Origin of the sequence: Neomesorhizobium albiziae (genome assembly GCF_900114255.1) — a bacterium.
In the GTDB taxonomy this organism is placed as follows: domain Bacteria; phylum Pseudomonadota; class Alphaproteobacteria; order Rhizobiales; family Rhizobiaceae; genus Neomesorhizobium; species Neomesorhizobium albiziae.
The window spans coordinates 1-18,441 of sequence record NZ_FOSL01000036.1 but is presented as its reverse complement, the minus strand read 5'-3'; the positions used below and the strand labels follow the sequence as shown (position 1 = coordinate 18,441).

Sequence of the window (18,441 nt, the reverse complement as noted above, 5' to 3'; positions counted from 1 at the left end):
GGGTGATTTCGGGACATCCGTCGCCGTGACGGGAATGATTCATTGGGACCCAATGACTTGCATCCACAGCTTGTCCGAACTCGATCGAGCCATGGGGGCAAGCTTGCCGATACCATGAATGAGGTTCCTAAGGAAATTCTTCAACCTATGTATATTGGGTTAACCAGTTCCATTGCGACAGTCGTCGGAATCGTTGGGCATCGACCTTATGCGAGGCCACACACTAGCGAGGCATGCTGCGATGTCGGTCGTCACGCGGAGTGAGTGTTCCGCCCTACCTGCGGGGATGGCTGCTGCGCCGTGGTGCGCGCACCTTGGGGACATCGAGCGGTTCTCGCAGATGCTCCATGAGACGAATTTGAATGCGTGCGGGTCATTCGACGACGCACCCGGCAAGGGTCCCGGCAACTACGAGCTTGAGTCGGCAGAACACGGCAGCGAGGCGCCCACTGGTCAAAACCTGCTCTACTTCCTTGGTGCCACCTTGCTCGGCGGCGCCATCCTGAAAACTTCTATAGAGATTCAGGAGGCGACCGAGCAGGGGACGGCGCCACGATCAGCCGAACTCGCCGAATTGGCGGAGGCAATAGCTGATCGCATTTCGGTGGGCCGAGACAATGTCGGCGACAGCACAGTGCAAATCGTGCTCCACGGGGAGCTGCTCGGCGATACGCGCGTGACCATCAGTTATCGGCACGATACCTTGCGAATATTCATCGAATCCGAGCGCCTTTGGCCCATCCTGCAGTTCCAGGGCCATGCGTTTGCGCGCGACTTGTCCAATCGGCTCGGCATGCGGGTCGCGGTGACGGTAGGTGCCCACAGCTCCACGCCGGAGGAACAGGACAACAACGGGGGGTCTCGCGGGCTGGAGCCAGTTCTCCACCATATAGCCGAGAAGGGCACGTGATCGATCTCCCTTGCTATAGTCCACGAGAGGCGGCTGCCATTTCGCGTCTTGCTGCCCGCTTGCCGGCCGTTTTCAGTCTCGCTGGCCTCGACGTGGCAGCCGTCATGCCCGGTTCGACGCTGCCGGATGTTCCGGTGGATTACCGCCGGGTCATGATACGCCTACGCGGCCACAATTTTCGCATCGCGATCGACTCGATGCTCCTTCCGCCCATAGCGGTGACACATTGGCCAGACATCACGACGCTGCCACTGGATGACGGCTTGCGGGAAATCCTGTTCGACATCGTCCTACGCGATGTCGGGATTCAGGTGGAACGATGGTGCGGTCAGCGGCCCATCTGGTCTTCGTCCGAGATTACGGGAGCGCTTCCCTACGCAATTAGGCTTGTTCGCCTGGACGGTCCGGACAAACTCCTCGGCTTGGTAGAATTCGATGCCGGCGGCCTCGAATGGATCGCCGGCTGCTGCGGTGCACTGCCGGTCGTGTGCGCAGTGCTCGACGATCTGGCCATCTCTCTCGATCTGAGAGTCGCTCGGGTGAACCTTACCTTGGCGGAACTACAGGCACTCGCGCGAGGCGACGTCATCCTGCTCGACGTCTCACCGGTCGCCTATGACGGCGCGATGAACGTTCTACTGTGCTTCTCTGGCAGTTCACGATTTCGCGCCTCGATCATGGATGGCCGCCTTGCAGTCCTTTCAGCAGTGGATCGCATGATGGATAGACCAGACTCTCTCCCTCCGGAAACGTTCGACGGCATCGACCTCCCAGTCGATGTGGATGTCGGACAACTGACCATGTCGCTCAAGCAGCTTCGTGAACTCGCTGTGGGCCAGGTACTGGATCTTGGTTTCGACGCCACGACCAATATCACTTTGCGAGTCAATGGGCAGGCGGTCGCGGCCGGCGAGTTGGTGCGCATCGCCGATCGGACAGGTGTGCGTATCCTAGACATGCGCCTGGAACGAGCCGAGTGATGAACGCCGGGTTGCCTGATCCCGTTGCCCTGATCGCCTTGATCGGTGCCATCGCGGTCGTCCCCTTCCTCGCGATTACCGTCACGTCGTACGTCAAGCTCGTCGTCGTGTTCGGGCTGATCCGCAATGCCCTCGGCGTCCAAAACATTCCGCCAAACATAGCACTGAATGCGGTCGCCATCCTGCTCTCCGTATATATCATGCAGCCAGCGGCCAAGAACGCATATGAAGCAGTGCGCCACAAGGCGACCGCATTCGAAGATCTTCGTGGGCTCAGCGAAACGCTGCCGCTTGCTATAGAGCCATTTCGCGAATTTATCCTGAAGAACACGTCGCGACAGGAACGGCAATTCTTCGCCAATACGACACGTGAATTGTGGAGCGAAGCGGACGCCGATGCTGTAACAGAAAACGACTTTATGATTTTGATCCCGGCATTCATCACATCCGAGCTGGCGGACGCGTTCAAGATAGGTTTCCTACTGTTCCTGCCTTTCATCGTCATCGACCTCGTCATTTCGAATATCCTTCTGGCGATGGGTATGATGATGGTTTCGCCGATGACGATATCCTTGCCGTTCAAGCTGTTCTTGTTCGTCGCCGTGAACGGATGGCAGCGCCTGATTCACGGTCTCGTCTTGTCCTATGCTGGACCAGCGTGATGAATAGCACCACTCTCGCCAACATCGCCGTCGACGCGCTGAAATTGACGCTGGTTCTGTCGATGCCTACGATCGTCGTCGCTACGGCGGTCGGGCTGGTCGTCAGCGTGCTGCAGGCCCTGACTCAGGTTCAAGAGCAGACACTTCCGTTCGCGGTGAAACTGATTTGCGTGAGCCTGGTTTTGATGGCGACTGCGAGCTGGTTCAGTGGGGAGATGTATCGGTATACGCTAAATATCTTCGACAAGATTGGCGCGATGTAAGTTCAAGGGTACGAGAATATACTCGTTCGGTCTATTGTCATCGCGCGGCAACTATGAGGGGGCTCCCAGCGAGCCCGCTCTCGACTATTTATCTGATCCGCCCATGTCGCTACTTGATCCGTCTCTCTTGCATACTGCCCTCATCGTGCTTGCGCTTGCAATGGCGCGTACGACGGGCATGATGCTGATCATACCCATTCTGGGGCGCGACATTGTGACCGGACTGGCGCGCAACGGCGCAATCATGGCATTGAGCCTCCCGGTAACGGCGCATGCTTGGGCAACTAGGCCTGCGAACCTCGATATCTCGCATATGACGCTGATCCTGGGCCTGGGGCTGAAGGAACTCTTGCTCGGCCTCGTACTCGGCATGCCCATTGCCGCGACCATCTGGGGTGTTGAGGCGGCGGGCACCTTCATCGACAACCAGAGGGGCGCCGCGATGATGAGCCTCTTGAATCCGGCGAGTGGCAATCAGGTCTCGCCGCTTGGAACGCTGCTCGCCCAACTCTTCGTCACGTGGCTGTTCGCCACCGGCGGGTTCTCCACACTGATCGAAGCGCTCTATTTCTCCCATCGCGTCTGGCCTCTGTGGAGCTTGCAACCTGTATTCGGTCCGGCATTCGTCACGGGGGTCCTGCAGTTAGCAGATGTCGTCATGTTGCTGACGCTACTGCTCGCCGGTCCAGCTATCGTTGCCATGTTCCTCAGCGAAATGGGTCTGGCACTAATCAGCCGCTTCGCACCACAACTGCAGGTCTTCTTTCTCGCTATGTCGGTCAAGAGCGCGGTGGGCCTCCTGCTCTTAGTTCTTTCGCTCACGATCGTTCTGGCCGAGGCCGATAAGCACGTACCGTCACCGGTTACGATATTCAACCTCATCACCAAGTGGTTATCATGAGCGGCGCAAAGACCGAAAAGCCTACTCCCAAAAGGCTGCGCGACCTACGCAAGAAGGGGCAGGTCGCGCACAGCAATGAAGTTGTATCCGCGGCACTGATCATCGCATTCTTCGCTCTGTTCTTCGCCTCCTTGCCCGGAGTGATAGACCGGCTTGAGGCAATGATCCTGTTGCCCCTACCGCTTCTCGAGGGTGACCTCCTGAGCGTCACTCAAAAGCTCTTGCAGGTCTATGTTGCCGAACTACAACGTATGCTGGCGGCCTTCATCGGCATCGTTCTGGTCATCGGCGTGGGCGCCAACATCATACAGAATGGCCCCATGTTCACGCCCAGCCCGGTCGCGCCGTCGCTGAAGAAGCTCAGTCCCAGTGAGAACGTCAAAAGGATCGTTTCGCTGGCGAATTTGATTGAACTGGGTAAGTCGATCGCAAAGATTCTGATAGTCGGCTTGGTTCTTCTGTTATTGTTGCGCGAAGGTATGCACGCGCTCGTCTGGACGCCGAGTTGCGGAATATCCTGCCTAAGCGCGGTCACAGGTAACCTGCTGCTCGGTATCGCCATCTATACGGCATTGAGTTTTCTCACGGTGGCAATTGCGCACCTCGCATTGCAACGTTTGCTATTCACGAAGAAAAACATGATGTCGAAGGATGAGGTGAATCGAGAATACAAGGAGAGTATAGGCGACCCCCTGATCATAGGAAAACGCAAACAACTCCATATGGAGTTGCTCACCAAGGACACGATCGACCAATCGCGCCGGGCGACCGTCTTGATCACCAATCCGACGCATATCGCTGTGGCGATTTACTATGATCGGCGGCACACTTCCTTGCCCATGATCAGCGCCATTGGTACCGATCTCATGGCGCAGCGTATGATCGACGCCGCGGTCGCTACCGCTGTGCCGGTGATGCGAAACATTCCGCTGGCGCGCGCGCTGTTGGAGCACGGCCTTGTAGACGAGTACATTCCGTCACATCTACTCGAACCTCTCGCCGAGGTTCTTCGAGCGCTTGGTAAGCTGGCGGCAGAGGCTGGCGATCGATCGCGCTAATCGCTGTATCAGCTGGCCGAAGATACGCTTCAACCGAAGTCTACGGGTCACTCCATATGCATGTCATATGAACACATAGTAACTATATATTTGTCATCCTCATAATGAATGGGTACCGGTTTGGCGCACAGGAAACGGAATGAGCGCAGCCCCACCGCGGGCTCGTTCGGCTGGGTGGTACGCTGTCCAGATGGAGCTTCGAAAGGAGCAAGCACCGAACCTTGAAGGCGAGAAGAATCTGGATCTATTCGGCCTTGCATCATCTAGCGACGAATGGCAAGTCGGCCCGCAGGGAAGCCCGTACGTCGGCATCTGCAGTGCGCTGGCGATGGAATCCAGAAGGATATGGGTTGGCCGGATGCTCAAGCGATCCGTCGTCGACCGTACGGAGTTAAAAGCAATGTCTGATGGGACAGAAGTATTCGGAACGGCCTCTTTGCGTCTCGGCTCTGATCGGTCGGCGATCGAGCCGGTCCCGACGCCAGTGGGCTCATGGCGCGGTGAGGCTGTTCGCCTCGAGAGGCCTACACATGCGACCCTGTTGGAGCAGGCAAAGGAAGAGCTCACTTTCAGATTTTCCGAGGTGATGGAATCGACGGGGCACGCTGAGCACAAAATCTCGGAGGAACGCGTAGCGCCGCCGCTCAGCGCGGTCGACGAGCTTGATGCCTATTTCGAACGGCTCCCGTTTTTCAACCGTGCCGAGTTGCAGGCGCTATTGCGTGATATCCGCAGTGGCGATTGTGCCGTGGAGGACATACTGCGCAAAGCTGGCCGGCGATTCGCGGATCCCTCTTTTGCCTATGCGGCACTCGACTTGGCGGCGCGAGAGTTCCGACGCGAGGGTCTCGACGAGGTTGCCGTACGGACGGATGCTGCCAAGGCCCAGCTCATGGCCAAGCAAGGGGTGGCTGTTCGTGCCGGGCTCAATATTTCCATGGTGGCGTCTGAAGAAGCGGCGGGTGACAAGAAGATCGCTGCAGAGCTGAGTGATTTCTATCGGGCCACGATCTCCAGCGATCCAGGACCGGTTCGGCTATATAGGGGAATTCTCGATAGGTTTGGAGTTGAGGGCTTTGCTCGGCATGTCACTTTTCTTACGCGCGCGCTCGGCGAGGACATCGGTTCGGTTGGTCCATCGATCGAGCCTGCTCGGCTACGTGAGATCCTCGGCGGATTATCGGCGTTGCGAGTGTTGGATACCGTGCACGAATGCTGCGGGGAGATGGTCGAGCGGGTCGGGCGACAAAGTAAGATCGTCATCACCGCTACCGGCGTGATGCAGCAGTTATTGCCGCTCGTTGAGGATATCGTTCCTGATCCATCGAAGATCATTCCAATTCCGGAACGGCTTGGAATTCCTGCCGTTCAACTGGATCTGCAGATTTCCCTACTGCGCGAATCGCGAAAATTGCTCGCGATGATTCCGGTCGGAGTCTACCGCGACTTGGAGGCGCGAGGAACGACGTTGCGGGCAGTACAGCAAGCGATGGACATCCGCATTGGACAGGAAGAGAGCGCATGAGCGCGGAAGCTGCCATTCAAGCCTTTTGCTCGGCGATGGGACTTCCACCGCAGACGCCGCCATTAACGCTGCGTTTCGAGCGTTCGGGCAATCTCCACTTGGAATGTCGCGACGGCTCTTTCGTAATGTACTTAACGCGTGCCATGCCGCTTCGCCGCAAGGGTGCCGCCGCGGCGGCTCTCAGAGCGGTACACCCGGATCGTGCGCTGCCATTCATGGTGCATGTCGCCTTCAATGGCGAGGCGCTGCTGGTCCTGCTCATTGGTATGGCTATGGACCGCGTTGATCTTCCAACTCTGGAATCTGCGGCGCAGGTTCTCGTGCGGCTCATCGACGAAATTGATGCCGCGGCGGAGTGACCAATGATTAGCATCGATTCTGGTAGCTTGAATTTTTTTGCTCAATCCGCCTCTGGATTGGCGGAACTGCGGCAAACGGGACTCGACGTTGGTGGTCTTATCCGGGCAGAACTTGTTGTGCCGCTGCTGGGCGCTCGTGGCGCGCCAGTAGTCGATACTCGGCCGGCTTTGCAATTCGATCTGCTCTACGACGCCCCCTCCGCCGACGAGCTGATGATCGCCGCCTTCGCTCCCCCGATCGCGAATCCCGGAATCCTCCAATCGGCGACATACGTTGCGACGCTCGAGGCCGCACATGCATCGCTGGCCGATTTGGCGGCGCAAACGGAGGATTCAGATCGCGCCGTGTTCCGCGACGCGCTCTCGGTCCTCGATCGGGCGCGATGCGACCGGTTTCTCTTGGACAACGCCTGCCGCGCTCTGATGCGAGGATAATCCTGATGACGGAACCGCTCATCAGTCCCGACAAGCGCGATGTCCTATCGGTGCTTGCGTATCTCTATATCAAATTCGGCTATCCTCACAATGCAGCCGAGCTGCTGGTCGCCCTTGATCGTCTCGACTCCGGATCGCGCTGGGCACGACATGCACGCTGTCTCGCACTGCTGCGTGCGGGACACTGCGAGGAAGCCGTTGCTGAGGCGGGCCGGATTCTTGAGCACCCGCTAGATGATGAGGGCCGATTCCTGATGTTACAGGTGCGGGTCAAGGCATATTGGAAACTGGGCCTCAGATCCGAGGCGAGAGCCTGTCAGCGAATGGTCGCAACACTGCTGACAGAGGTGGCCGTGCCGGGTGCTTCGCGGGGGAGAGCAGTGTGAATTTTCTCAAAAGGGTCCAGGCGGCTGCAACTGGCCGAAACGACATTATTCTGGCGGCGCTGTTGATTGCGATCATCTTTATGATGATTATTCCGCTGCCGTCGGTCCTTATGGATGTACTGCAGGCTGTCAACCTGGGAATCTCCGCGCTCCTGCTGATGGTCGCAGTTTATATCAAGTCACCCCTTGCGTTCGTCTCCTTCCCGTCGGTGCTTTTGCTGACAACGCTCTTTCGGTTGTCGCTCGGCATCGCCGCGACACGCATGATCTTGCTCCACGCAGACGCCGGCCAGATCATCAAGACTTTCGGCGACTTCGTGGTCGCCGGGAATCTCGTGGTGGGCGCGGTTACCTTCTTGATCATCACCATTGTGCAGTTCGTGGTCATCACGAAAGGATCCGAGCGCGTGGCTGAAGTCGCCGCACGATTCTCCCTGGATGCGATGCCGGGCAAGCAAATGAGCATCGACGGCGACCTGCGTGCGGGTGGCATCGATATCCAAGAAGCACGTCGGCGGCGCACCGCCGTCGAGCGCGAGAGCCAATTGTACGGCGCCATGGACGGTGCCATGAAGTTCGTCAAAGGTGACGCCATCGCAGGCTTGATCAGCATCGCCGTGAACATCATAGGCGGCATCGCGATTGGCGCCCTGCAAAAGGGCATGGGCTTGCACAAGGCTCTCGAGATTTACGCCATCCTGACCATCGGGGACGGGCTCGTCGGTCAGATCCCGGCTCTCTTCACCTCAATCACGGCAGGTTTCATCGTCACGAGGGTAAGCGACAAGGATAAGGGCTCAGATCTCGGTAGTGAGATTGGAGACGAGGTCACAGCCCAACCACGAGCACTGATCGTGGGATCATTCATCCTCCTTCTGTTCTCTTTCGTGCCTGGCTTTCCTACGGTGATTTTCGTGATCTTGGCAGTATTGGCTGGAGGCGGTGGCTGGTTATTGCAGCGCAGTCGGCGGCCTTCACCGCCGGCGGTGAGTTCCTACTCGATCGCCGGCATGAGGGCGCTCGGGACGGCGTCGGACGACCCGGCTGAGCGAAGCAGCGAAGGCGGCGATGCCATTACCCTCACGGTTCCTGTGATGGTCGACATAGGTCCTGATGTTCAGAGAATCATCCGGCCAGACCGGCTCAACAAGGAGTTGGCCGCTGTGCGGCAGGCGCTCCTGCTCGATCTCGGCGTTCCTTTTCCAGGCATTAATCTGCGCGTCAACGACAGCTGCATGGATGGCGCGTACACCATCATGGTAAACGAAATACCATGTGGTGAAGGACAATTACGGGAGCAGTATCTTTTGGCTCGTGATATCCCCGAGAACCTCGATATCCTGGGCATTCCATATATTCTCGATAAACCCTTCCTGCCTCAGATCGAGACCGCTTGGGTGGACATTGCACATCGCGAGTCATTGCAAGCCGCCGGTATCCCATTTCTGGAACCGGTTCAGATCCTGAGCTACCACATTGGTCATGTCCTGCGTCGGCAAGCAGATGAGTTTATCGGGATCCAGGAAACAAAAATTCTGCTGAATCACATGGAAGGATCCTTCCCGGAACTCGCAAAGGAGGTACTGCGGTCCGTTCCCCTGCAGAGGATTTCTGAAATCTTAAAGCGACTGGTCTCCGAGGAGGTGTCGCTGCGCAACATGCGCACCATCCTCACCGCACTGGTCGAATGGGGACAGAAGGAAAAAGACAACGTTCTGCTCACTGAGCATGTGCGCTGTGCGCTGAAAAGGGAAATCTGTTTCCGGCATTCTGACGGCATGAACGTATTGCCAGCCTACATTCTTACGCCGGAAGTGGAAGACACGGTGCGTAATGCTATTCGGCAGACTTCCGCTGGCAGTTATCTGGCCCTCGACCCTCGCACCACACGGCAGATCATTGATAAGGTGCGAGAGGCGATGGGCAATGTCGGCCAGCAGCGGCACAAGCCCGTGCTGCTGACTTCCATCGATATCCGCCGATACTTGCGCAAGATCATCGAAGTCGATCTCTATGGGCTTTCCGTGCTGTCGTATCAGGAGCTTACCCCCGATATCTCCGTACAGCCGCTGGCAAGGATATCGCTGTCGTGAGAGATATGAACATGGAATACGTTACTCTGGCTGGTGATGAAGCCAAGCTGACCCTACGCGTGCTGTCAGGTCCCAATCGGGGTGCAGAGACCTCGCTGGAGGAAGGAGGCTGGCTGATCGGTTCCAGCGCCACCGATGACCTCACCTTCGCTGACCCGGAACTGGCTGCCTCACATCTTCGCATTGCCGTCGAGGCGGGACGCATCCAGATTATTGCCCTCGCACCAGGTGTGCGCATCGGCGGGAAGGATCTCACGTCAGACAACTGGACGGAGCTCGATCCGCTGACTCCGATACAGGTTGGGCGGACGATCTTCGGGATCGGTCCGGCCGGGAGCAGCTTTCCCGAGTTCGACTCCGTGGTCGAAAGCGGGGACCTGGATACTTCCGCGTGTCTCGTCACCGGTGCCGAAGCAGCGTCGGCTTTCGTCGGCCGAAAGATATATCTTATGGTGGGCTCCATACCACGGCGATTACGGCTCGGCGCAGTAGCTTGCGCTCTCCTGTTTACGCCGGCTGTCGGGGTTTGGGCGGCATTAGGGCGAGTTCCTCCCTCCGCCCCAGAAGCCGCTCCGGCCGCTGAGCGGATGAGGATAGCGCGCGATATCATTCGCGATTTGAAGGTCGCACGTAATTTCAATATCACGGTCGTCGACGACAAACTGGTCATCGAAGGAGACTTGCGACCTGGAGACGATAGTGAGTTGAAAGCCGCCCTACGCAACGCTGGCCTTGAGGCGGAAGTGTTATTCAAACGACCGGCCACTCTGTCGGATTCACAACTCGTCGACCTTGTGAAGACGGTCATCAGCGGCTTCGGAATCGAGGGCAGCGTTCGGTTGAATGGCGCCGGAGAGATCACGTTAACAGGACATGGACCGAGCGATGCGAAGGTCGCAGCGGCGCTTCATCGCCTGCGGCAGGATATTCCAGGGCTAGGCGAAGTTGAGGACGCGATCGCTACACCCGAGCGCGCTCGCGTTTTTCTAGAGACCGCGATGACGGCCCAACTGCGTCGCTCCATTCGCATCTTGACGAAGCCAGACGGCGTATTCGTTTCGGGGAAGCTGACTCCGATTGCTTTTGAAGCGTGGCAGAACGTCGCTTCCCGCTTTCAGGAGAAGTTCGCACCCTACATCCCGCTTGAGACGCAGTTCACGCCCGTCATATTGCCGGCGCCGAGAGGTGTACACCTCGGCCGAACGCCGTTCATCGTCGTTGAGAATGGAACGCGCCTGAAGATCGGCGACAGTCTCGAAAGCTTGGGCCAGATCGTTGCCATCGATCGCGGCGGAATTTCTGTGCGCATCGGCGCGGATGAGGTGCATGTTCCCTATCCGAGCAAGCCGAGATGGATAGCGGAGGAGGAAAAAGGGTGAGCGAAGTAATGGCCCCGCTTGAGTTGCAGAGGCGGCTGCTAAGTGATTTCGACGGTGCAAAGAGATCTGCCCTAGAGAGGGAATTCGATACCTGGCGGCAATCGTTGAAACGTGAAATGGATGCTGGCGTTTCCAAGCGCACGTTCGAAGTATTGGAAGTCATTGTGGACGCGATAGATGCAGCGAGAGAGATAATAGATACTACATAGAAGGAGTATTGTGCTAAATAAGGACTTGTAAATAGGAGATAAATATGTCGTCTATACCTGATGGCGGCCTTAACGGCCGCGGTATCAACAGCAGTCTCGGTGGTGCAACTGTTGCAGCAGAAAGAAACCTGAGGAGCTTCATGGCTTCCATGGACCCGGACAACGCTTCCGACCTCATTAAGTTTCAGTCCCTAAGTCAGCAATGGAGCCTGAACCTGACTTTGGAGTCGAGCATGGTCAAGCTGCTTTACGACGCCCTGAGGGGGGTGGCCCAGAAAATCAACTGAACATTTGGTTAGATTTTCAGCAATTTAATTGTGCAGCACTCTGCCGGCCGGCAAGCCGTATTCGACCGTGCGCAATGGCACCCGCGCGCGATTGATGGCGCAGCGAGACCCATGCGAGCTGTATCAGCGCCGTTCGCAGACTTGGACTGCCGCATTTCGAACCCTCTGCTCGTGATCGACCGACGCGGCCTGCCGTAACCGGCCGATTTGGGCCGCCTTATTCGAAGGCGTGTGAGGCGGTAAGTTCACGTCGTTAACGACGTCGTTTTGACGTCGTCAAGGAGGTGGCGGATGCGGCAAGAGGTTCTGGGTGTTGAGCGGCGGCGGCGCTGGTCGGTTGAGCGGAAGCTGGAGATCCTATCGGAAGTCGGGATGGACGGTGCGACGGTATCGGATGTTGCGCGCCGGCATGACATCACCCGCCAGCATGTTGTTGCCCCCGAATGATCGGACACGATCATCAGGGTTGGGTTTGATCCGCGATGAACTCGCGGGGTGAACGATAGCCGAGCGCCTTGTGCGGATGAAGGCTGTTGTACAACTCGACGACGGAACACCCACGGGACCGATGTTGAGCGCGAGCTTCTTTATCCATGGCATCCCTGGGCTGAGCGGCAAGTCTTTGTCCATGAGGTGATCGAGAAGGGTGATGCGGCGGTCTTCCGCTGCACCCTTTCTGGCCAGCCATTGCACCGGTGGCTGGAGATTCCGGCGTGGATATTCGACCGGGCGGTGGGCTCGAACTGGCGCATGACGACTGCTCCGCTTGTCAACCTTGCCGCGATCGGTGCCCTGGCGATCCTACTCCGGGACAAGGGTGCCCCATCGCAATCGCAGGAGATGGGCGCAGCATTGGGCTCTCACGATTCGAATCGGGGAGATATCCATGCCGCGCCAACCCACGACATACCAGTTCGATCTGTTTTCGAACCCGAACGACGCCAAGACGGCGCAGACGCCGCAATGGCAAGCACTGCCCGCCGAGACGCGTCGATCAGTGACGAAGCTGATGGTCAGCCTGATCCTCGATCACGTCGACAGCGTGCGTGTTTCAGGCGATCGTGAGCACGGATTTCACCGCATCGTGAGCACGGATTTCACGAGATCATGAGCAACGATTTCAGACGATCGTGAGCAGCGATTTCAGAGGATCGTGAGCACCTTTTCGGAGGTGCTGGACGCTTCGGCCGACAACTCAACCGGTCTACAGGATGCCTCGTTCAAAACGAGGAAGCCTGATGCCAACCCAGAGATTGTCGATGCGCCGGATCAGAGAAGTTTTACGTCTAAGGCATGTCCAGGGCCTGACCGAACGCGTCATCGCGCGCACGCTCGGGGTGAGCAATGGTGTCGTGCATGGTTATCTGCGGCGCGCCCGTCTTGCCGGGCTGAGCTGGCCGCTGCCTGAAGGAATGGATGACGAAGGCCTCGAGCTGCTGCTCTTCCCGGCGCCGAAGGCGGCGTCGCAAAGCCCCAGCCGGCCGGTGCCCGATTGGGCCTATGTGGAGAAGGAGTTACGCCGCCGCGGCGTAACGCGGGTGCTGCTGTGGGAAGAGTATCGTGCCACCAATCCCGACGGCTTTGGCTATACCTGGTTTTGCACGACCTTCGAGGCCTGGAAAGGGCGCGCGCGCCCGACGATGCGCCAGACACACCTGGGCGGCGAGAAGGTGTTTGTCGATTTCGCCGGCGACACCATCGACCTCTTCGATCCCGTCACCGGCGAAGCGCGCCCCATGAAGCTGTTCGTCGCAGCGATGGGCGCCTCGAAAATTAGCATGCCGTTGGCTTCATCGACAGGAGGCCCGGCGATCGACTGGCAAAACGGCTCTGCGCGATAGCTAAGGGCGCGATCACAGATGTACCAAGCTTCCAGCCGGCCGCGGCGGGCAGCGTAACGAACTCGGAAATGCCGTCCGCATTGCCCGCACACGGCCCGACCTTGCTGCAGCGCCGGGCCTTCCCTTGATTGATGCTCGTGCCGCGTCATATCCACGACCGTTCGCCTTGAGAATCTCCAGGTTCTCCTGATGTTTGCTCCCAACTGATGTAGCCGGGATGAGCATCGGGGATGCAGGCCAGCCAGTCATCATTGACGCGTGCACGCACAGTCTTCTTGCCATCGATGGCGCGCCGATAGTGTCGCCGGCCATAGGCATAGGCGCCGGCGTAGCGCGGATTGTTCAGGACGCGCACCGCGGTCGATGTGCAAGCGCGATGGAAACAGAAGGCCTTCCTTGCGAAAGGCCTTGACGGTCTGGGATGCGGATCCGACGCGAGCGAACGTCCCGAAGAAATGGACGATCGTCTCCCTGACTTGCATGTCTGGCTCAAGTACCACATTGCAACGAAACTCGCCTCGCCTCGCCTTATTGAGGATGCCTCCTCGCAGCCTTGCCTTGATCACATGCAGCTCGGCTTCACTCATTGTTCCCTTCGAACCCGCGACATACTGCCCAGCAACAGCCGCTTGAAGTCGTTGTCCAGTATCCGCATCACCCGCATGCCGGCGCTCGCCTCACGGTCGTGCGTCATCTCCTTTACGCCGGCGACGCCCACTTTGTCGTCGAACTGCCGGATGGCGGCCGGCTGCTGCTGCCGGCGTGGATGACCGAGACCGGCGCGGCGACGCCGCCGATGGTGGCCACGCCACGGCTTTCCTTCACCTGCCTGCGCGGGCTGCGCCGGCTTATCGACACGCAGGGCGTATCCTTGTCGTCATCACTTGAAGCGATTCGCAACGATGGAGGCGATGATGGAACAGCATGCTCAAGGGCGGCAACTCGATCTTCTCATGCCGGCGGCCGACTGGCAGCCCAGCAAGACCCCCCGCAACTTCAGGCTTCGGCCTGACCTGCGGGCTTCGCCGGTCGGTGTAGGCCGAAGCCTGATTTCATTAATCGCTAACGCTTAAGCCAGGTTGGATTTTCTTTTGTGCGTCCGGGAGAACGGCTTCGTCAGCCGATCGTCAGCCAGGCGGTCTATCTAGCTAGAACTCACCGATAGGGGTGTGCACTTCAATCGCAAGCGCGTTGAGCGGCTGGTGAAAGGCGCTGGGCCCCGTTCGGGAAGACCATGTGCCATCTGGGCGATTGCACTTATACGCCAAAGCCCTCGGCTGAGGAACATCAGCCCCAACACTATAGGCAGCGCATTCTCGCCTGGATCGGAGATGGAATATGACGGGCATTGGCCGACCTGGGATATCGCGCATTGGGAATGCTGGAGCCGACAGCACGTGGGGATCGAGCAGTTCGCGCTCGGAATCAAGTCTTGCCCTTGGGGAGGGCAGTCAATCGTTCGATTCCGTCGTGGAGCGGATGCGCTCTGGGCCTCAAGATAGAGGGACGTCCTCCGCGCGCGGTGCCGATGATGCCCTTGGTGACGGGTCTTCCGGTCCCTCCGTTGGCGCACATCGAATCCTGGGCGCTCCGCTACGCGCAGCCGCTGCGCCACGCGCAGTCATTGCGCGGCGGCGCGGGTTTCCCTCAGTATCGGAGGGGGGAGCCACGGCGCCGGTCGCCAGCCAGCCGCCAACTTCGGGTGTGGCAGTCCCCATTTCCTTGACCGGCGAAGAAATCAACGCAACAAAGCGACGAATGGACGGCTTGCTTGAGGAACTTGACGCTTGCCGTAATGCGGCCAAGCGAGCCCAGAACCCGGAGGAGGCGCAAGAGCTGATCGATCGGGTCGTCAATGCAGGCTCAACAGTTCTGGACTACCGCGCGAGCCTGCCCCCGTCTGTGGCGCGTAGCATTCTGTCCGACGATCAGGCGCGTCGACTCCGCGACAATGCGCTCGATGCAGCGGAGCAATGCAACGCATTGGGCTACGCGACTATCTCCCGCTTGGAAGAGCGCAGGAAGAGTGCGGCCACCGTGCTCGACCGGGCGCTCCAATCCAACGCTACCCCGGACCAGCTGAGCAAAGTGGCTTCCGGCGTGGCGGAGCGCTATGTGGCCTGCATGGAGTGGTGGGAAAAGAAGGCACGTCGCTGCGAACGGATGCGGTCCGTCTGCGCCGCCACTGCCAACTTACCAAGTACAACGGCCGAGATGCGGCAGGACGAAGAGGCTGCACTGCGGCTGCACACCGGCTGGGCACTGAATACGAAGGTCATGCAGCTGCAATCGCGGGTCGCTCTCGCGCAGGTCAAGATTGAGCCGCAGGCAAGCATGTTCGAAGCAGCCGTGAGGGAAATCCTCATGGGTGAGAACGGGCGGGTGCGTCTGCTGGGAACCTTCATCGAAGACGTTTTTCCGGCATTCCTCTCGACGTCCGACGCTGTTCTGCGCAGCAACGGGCGCCCACTCGACGCAGAGCACTGCGCCGTTCTGGAAGGAGTCATGGAGCGGCTTTCGGAATTTGCGTTGGCGTTGCAAGACGACATCCTTGACAAGCTAAGCGATGACCGAACAGGTGTCGGTCCCCCATTGGAACTGTTGGGCCAGATCGTGGACGGCGCGTGGATCACTGCGCACGAGGTCATGCGCATCCTGGCACTGCAGACGAAGACGCCAGCCATCATTGCATCGCCGGCTGACGCTGGCGCTGCGATACTGGCCGACACTGCCGGCAAGGCTGCAGTGGCCGAAGGCACTGCAACGCGCAGGAAGGGGAAAGACAAGCGCAAGCCGGCCGCTGGCGCCGGGAGTGCGGCCGCCGGGCGGCCGGCGCCGCAAGTCGCTGCGGTCGACAGCGACACGGCGCCAGCAGCCAAGGTTGTCGTGCTCTCGGATCTAGGTACGAAGAAGCTCGTGAGCGCGGAGGACGCCCATGCGAAGGCGTCATCGTCGGCGACGGCTTTTCCCTCCGTGTCGCAGGGTGGAGCGCCAGCGCTAGAAGAAAGCTCTTTGCGTTCTGATGGCGAACCCTGGCTCGGCGATCAAGGAGCCAGAACATCGCAACCAGACGCGCTCCCACCCCATAGGCAAACCGTGTCCGACCCGGATAGAGGAGCACGAAGACGGCGTGTCTACAATGTAGCCGCGCGGAGTGTCCGCGCACGCTCGGAAATGCAACTTAATGACGCTCTACACGATATTTGCTTCGCTGGCGACATCGATAAATTCTCAAGCGCTGTGGTGGAGCATGACAAGAAGCTGCGGGGCCAAGCGAACCACGCAACATTCCTGCAAAAGGCCGCTGCCGAGTTCTCACGTCAATTTGTCCCAAGATGGCAGCAAGATGTCCGCGCCTGGAAATCCTGGGGGTATGCCACGACATGCAACGCAGTGAGCCGCGAGGCTGAAGGTCAGGCAGGTATGAAAGCTTGCAGGGCCATGGCGGCTCAGGTGTCGAGGCTCGACAATACGCTAAACGACGTCGAAAGCAGAGCGCTTTCGCTTTTCGTATTGTCGTTCAGTCGATATCCCCGAGTGGCGGAATGCCGTAATGGAATGATCAGAATTGCCGAATTTTTGTGTGAGCAAGGCGGAGCGCTTCGGGAGGCCAACAGTCAAAGTCTGGCCCTGCTGGTGAACGGTTTCAGCAAGTGGCCGGAACAGGAGAACTCTCGTGAGGCCTCAGTAGCAATTGCCGTCGAGATCCGCCGCCGCGCTCCCCGGCTCTCTCCTTTTATTGCGCAGAACCTGGCTAACTTGGTGAACGGGTTCAGCAAGTGGGCGGAAGAGGCGGAGTGTCGCGGTGCTATAAGTGCAATCGCCGATGAGGTCCGTCACCGCGCCGGCCGAGCCGGCCTGTCTGACTTTAATCCGCAGATACTGGCAAACCTGGTGAACGGGTTCAGCAAGTGGCCGGAAGGGGCGGAGTGCCACGGCGCTGTAGTCGCGATCGCCGGTGAGCTCTTTCGCCGCCGCGCCGAGCTGCTCTCTGCTTTTACTTCGCAGGGATTGGCGAACCTGGTGAACGGGTTCAGCAAATGGCCGGAGGACTGCCGCGGCGCTATAGTTACAATCGCCGGTGAGGTCCGTCACCGCGCGGGCCGCGGCAATGTCTGGCTCTCTGGTTTTGATCCGCAGGATCTGGCGCACCTGGCGAACGGTTTCAGCAAGTGGCCGGGAGAGGCGGACTGTCGCCACGCCACACTCGCGATCGCCAGAGAGGTCGTTGGCCGCGCTAAACGCGACGTCCGGCTCTTTGACTTTACTCAGCAGGGGCTGGCGAACCTGGTGAACGGCTTCAGCAAGTGGCCTGACGAGACGGGCTGTGGTGATGCTATCGTTGCGATCGCCGGGGAGGTCCGTCACCGCGCCGGCCGCGGCAATGTCTGGCTCTCTGATTTTGATCCGCAGCACCTGGCGAACCTGGTGAACGGCTTCAGCAAATGGCCGCAAGAGGAGAACTCAGGTCAGGCCACCGTTGGGATCGCCAGTGAGGTGCTTCGCCGCGCCGAGCGGCTCTCTGATTTTACCTCGCAGCACTTGGCGAACCTGGTGAACGGGTTCAGCAAATGGCCGCAAGAGGAGAACTTACGTCAGGGAATCGTTGTGATCGCCGGCGAAGTGCTTCGCCGCGCTAACCAGCTCTCTGATTTCACTTCGCAGGGGCTGGCGCACCTGGTGAACGGTTTCAGCAAGTGGCCGGAGGACTGCCGCGGCGCTATCGTTGCGATCGCCGGTGCGGTCCGTCGCCGCGCCGACCGGCTGTCTGGGTTTGATCCGCAGGGGCTGGCGAACCTGGTGAACGGCTTCAGCAAGTGGCCTGACGAGACGGGCTGTGGCGACGCCATCGTTGCGATCGCTGGTGAGGTCTGTCGCCGCGCCGACCAGCTGTCTGGGTTCGATCCGCAGGCGCTAGCGAACCTGGTGAACGGTTTCAGCAAGTGGCCTGACGAGACGGGCTGTGGCGACGCCACGGTGGCGATCGCCGGTCAGATCCTTCGTTGGGCCGGCCACGCCGAGCGGCTCTCTGATTTTGGTCCGCAGGTGCTGGCGAACCTGGTGAACGGCTTCAGCAAGTGGCCGCAAGAGGAGAACTCACGTCAGGCCACCGTTGTGATCGCCGGTGAGGTGCTTCGCCGCGCCGAGCGGCT

Annotated in this window: 18 protein-coding genes and 3 pseudogenes; 19 read left to right on the top strand and 2 right to left on the bottom strand. The window is 59.2% G+C overall.

The features are described 5' to 3' along the window. The first annotated feature begins 241 nt into the window (after window positions 1–241). The 14 genes from F3H98_RS28020 to F3H98_RS27955 all read left to right on the top strand — a co-directional run bounded on the left by F3H98_RS28020 (window position 242) and on the right by F3H98_RS27955 (window position 11,447). On the top strand, window positions 242–910 hold the full coding sequence (locus tag F3H98_RS28020; RefSeq protein ID WP_149763948.1) for a hypothetical protein: 669 nt from the start codon (window positions 242–244) through the stop codon (window positions 908–910). Continuing rightward, a complete protein-coding gene (gene sctQ, locus F3H98_RS28015; RefSeq protein ID WP_188130610.1) occupies window positions 907–1,890 on the top strand; it encodes a type III secretion system cytoplasmic ring protein SctQ in 984 nt (327 codons plus the stop codon). The genes F3H98_RS28020 and sctQ overlap by 4 nt, the downstream gene beginning before the upstream one ends. Next, a complete protein-coding gene (gene sctR, locus F3H98_RS28010) occupies window positions 1,890–2,552 on the top strand; it encodes a type III secretion system export apparatus subunit SctR (RefSeq protein ID WP_149763960.1) in 663 nt (220 codons plus the stop codon). The genes sctQ and sctR overlap by 1 nt, the downstream gene beginning before the upstream one ends. Then, the gene (sctS, locus tag F3H98_RS28005; RefSeq protein ID WP_149763944.1) at window positions 2,552–2,815 is read left to right on the top strand and encodes a type III secretion system export apparatus subunit SctS; all 264 of its coding nucleotides are present in this window, start codon (window positions 2,552–2,554) and stop codon (window positions 2,813–2,815) included. The genes sctR and sctS overlap by 1 nt, the downstream gene beginning before the upstream one ends. Window positions 2,816–2,918: 103 nt before the next feature. Beyond that, window positions 2,919–3,716 carry a type III secretion system export apparatus subunit SctT gene (gene sctT, locus F3H98_RS28000; protein ID WP_149763942.1) on the top strand — a complete coding sequence of 266 codons (798 nt, stop codon included), beginning with the start codon at window positions 2,919–2,921 and terminating at the stop codon, window positions 3,714–3,716. Further along, window positions 3,713–4,774: an EscU/YscU/HrcU family type III secretion system export apparatus switch protein gene (locus F3H98_RS27995; protein WP_149763939.1), complete on the top strand. Its 1,062-nt coding sequence runs from the start codon at window positions 3,713–3,715 to the stop codon at window positions 4,772–4,774. Before sctT ends, F3H98_RS27995 begins: the two co-directional genes overlap by 4 nt. A gap of 190 nt (window positions 4,775–4,964) precedes the next feature. Beyond that, window positions 4,965–6,299, top strand: a complete 1,335-nt coding sequence (sctW, locus tag F3H98_RS27990; protein ID WP_188130609.1) for a type III secretion system gatekeeper subunit SctW — start codon at window positions 4,965–4,967, stop codon at window positions 6,297–6,299. After that, window positions 6,296–6,658: a type III secretion system chaperone family protein gene (locus F3H98_RS27985; protein WP_149763935.1), complete on the top strand. Its 363-nt coding sequence runs from the start codon at window positions 6,296–6,298 to the stop codon at window positions 6,656–6,658. The genes sctW and F3H98_RS27985 overlap by 4 nt, the downstream gene beginning before the upstream one ends. A gap of 3 nt (window positions 6,659–6,661) precedes the next feature. Continuing rightward, window positions 6,662–7,093, top strand: coding sequence for a type III secretion apparatus assembly protein SctX (sctX, locus tag F3H98_RS27980; RefSeq protein ID WP_149763933.1), 432 nt, complete (start codon window positions 6,662–6,664; stop codon window positions 7,091–7,093). A 5-nt stretch (window positions 7,094–7,098) separates the two neighbouring features. Beyond that, entirely contained in the window at window positions 7,099–7,479 is a 381-nt protein-coding gene (sctY, locus tag F3H98_RS27975; RefSeq protein WP_149763931.1) for a type III secretion apparatus assembly chaperone SctY, read from the top strand. Next, the gene (sctV, locus tag F3H98_RS27970) at window positions 7,476–9,572 is read left to right on the top strand and encodes a type III secretion system export apparatus subunit SctV (protein WP_149763929.1); all 2,097 of its coding nucleotides are present in this window, start codon (window positions 7,476–7,478) and stop codon (window positions 9,570–9,572) included. The genes sctY and sctV overlap by 4 nt, the downstream gene beginning before the upstream one ends. A gap of 5 nt (window positions 9,573–9,577) precedes the next feature. Continuing rightward, window positions 9,578–10,951, top strand: coding sequence for a type III secretion system inner membrane ring subunit SctD (gene sctD, locus F3H98_RS27965; protein WP_244621955.1), 1,374 nt, complete (start codon window positions 9,578–9,580; stop codon window positions 10,949–10,951). After that, a complete protein-coding gene (locus F3H98_RS27960; RefSeq protein ID WP_188130608.1) occupies window positions 10,948–11,160 on the top strand; it encodes a hypothetical protein in 213 nt (70 codons plus the stop codon). The genes sctD and F3H98_RS27960 overlap by 4 nt, the downstream gene beginning before the upstream one ends. A gap of 44 nt (window positions 11,161–11,204) precedes the next feature. After that, entirely contained in the window at window positions 11,205–11,447 is a 243-nt protein-coding gene (locus tag F3H98_RS27955; protein ID WP_149763922.1) for an EscF/YscF/HrpA family type III secretion system needle major subunit, read from the top strand. A gap of 16 nt (window positions 11,448–11,463) precedes the next feature. Here F3H98_RS27955 and F3H98_RS32675 read toward each other — a convergent pair. Next, window positions 11,464–11,625 (bottom strand): annotated as a pseudogene (locus tag F3H98_RS32675) (hypothetical protein); the annotation flags it as partial. 113 nt (window positions 11,626–11,738) lie between these two features. Here F3H98_RS32675 and F3H98_RS27950 point away from each other — a divergent pair. From F3H98_RS27950 to F3H98_RS27940, 3 genes and pseudogenes are all read left to right on the top strand, one after another. Next, window positions 11,739–11,894, top strand: coding sequence for a transposase (locus tag F3H98_RS27950; protein WP_149763920.1), 156 nt, complete (start codon window positions 11,739–11,741; stop codon window positions 11,892–11,894). A 439-nt stretch (window positions 11,895–12,333) separates the two neighbouring features. Further along, a complete protein-coding gene (locus tag F3H98_RS27945; RefSeq protein ID WP_149763918.1) occupies window positions 12,334–12,558 on the top strand; it encodes a hypothetical protein in 225 nt (74 codons plus the stop codon). 127 nt (window positions 12,559–12,685) lie between these two features. After that, window positions 12,686–13,267: pseudogene (locus F3H98_RS27940) on the top strand (sigma factor-like helix-turn-helix DNA-binding protein); the annotation flags it as partial. A gap of 166 nt (window positions 13,268–13,433) precedes the next feature. Here F3H98_RS27940 and F3H98_RS32020 read toward each other — a convergent pair. Then, the gene (locus F3H98_RS32020) at window positions 13,434–13,790 is read right to left on the bottom strand and encodes a recombinase family protein (RefSeq protein WP_244621954.1); all 357 of its coding nucleotides are present in this window, start codon (window positions 13,788–13,790) and stop codon (window positions 13,434–13,436) included. Window positions 13,791–13,874: 84 nt separating this feature from the next. On the opposite strand from F3H98_RS32020, the gene F3H98_RS27930 reads away from it, so the two are divergent. Further along, entirely contained in the window at window positions 13,875–14,300 is a 426-nt protein-coding gene (locus tag F3H98_RS27930) for a hypothetical protein (RefSeq protein ID WP_149763916.1), read from the top strand. A 326-nt stretch (window positions 14,301–14,626) separates the two neighbouring features. Next, a pseudogene (locus tag F3H98_RS31385) lies at window positions 14,627–18,441 on the top strand (hypothetical protein); the annotation flags it as partial.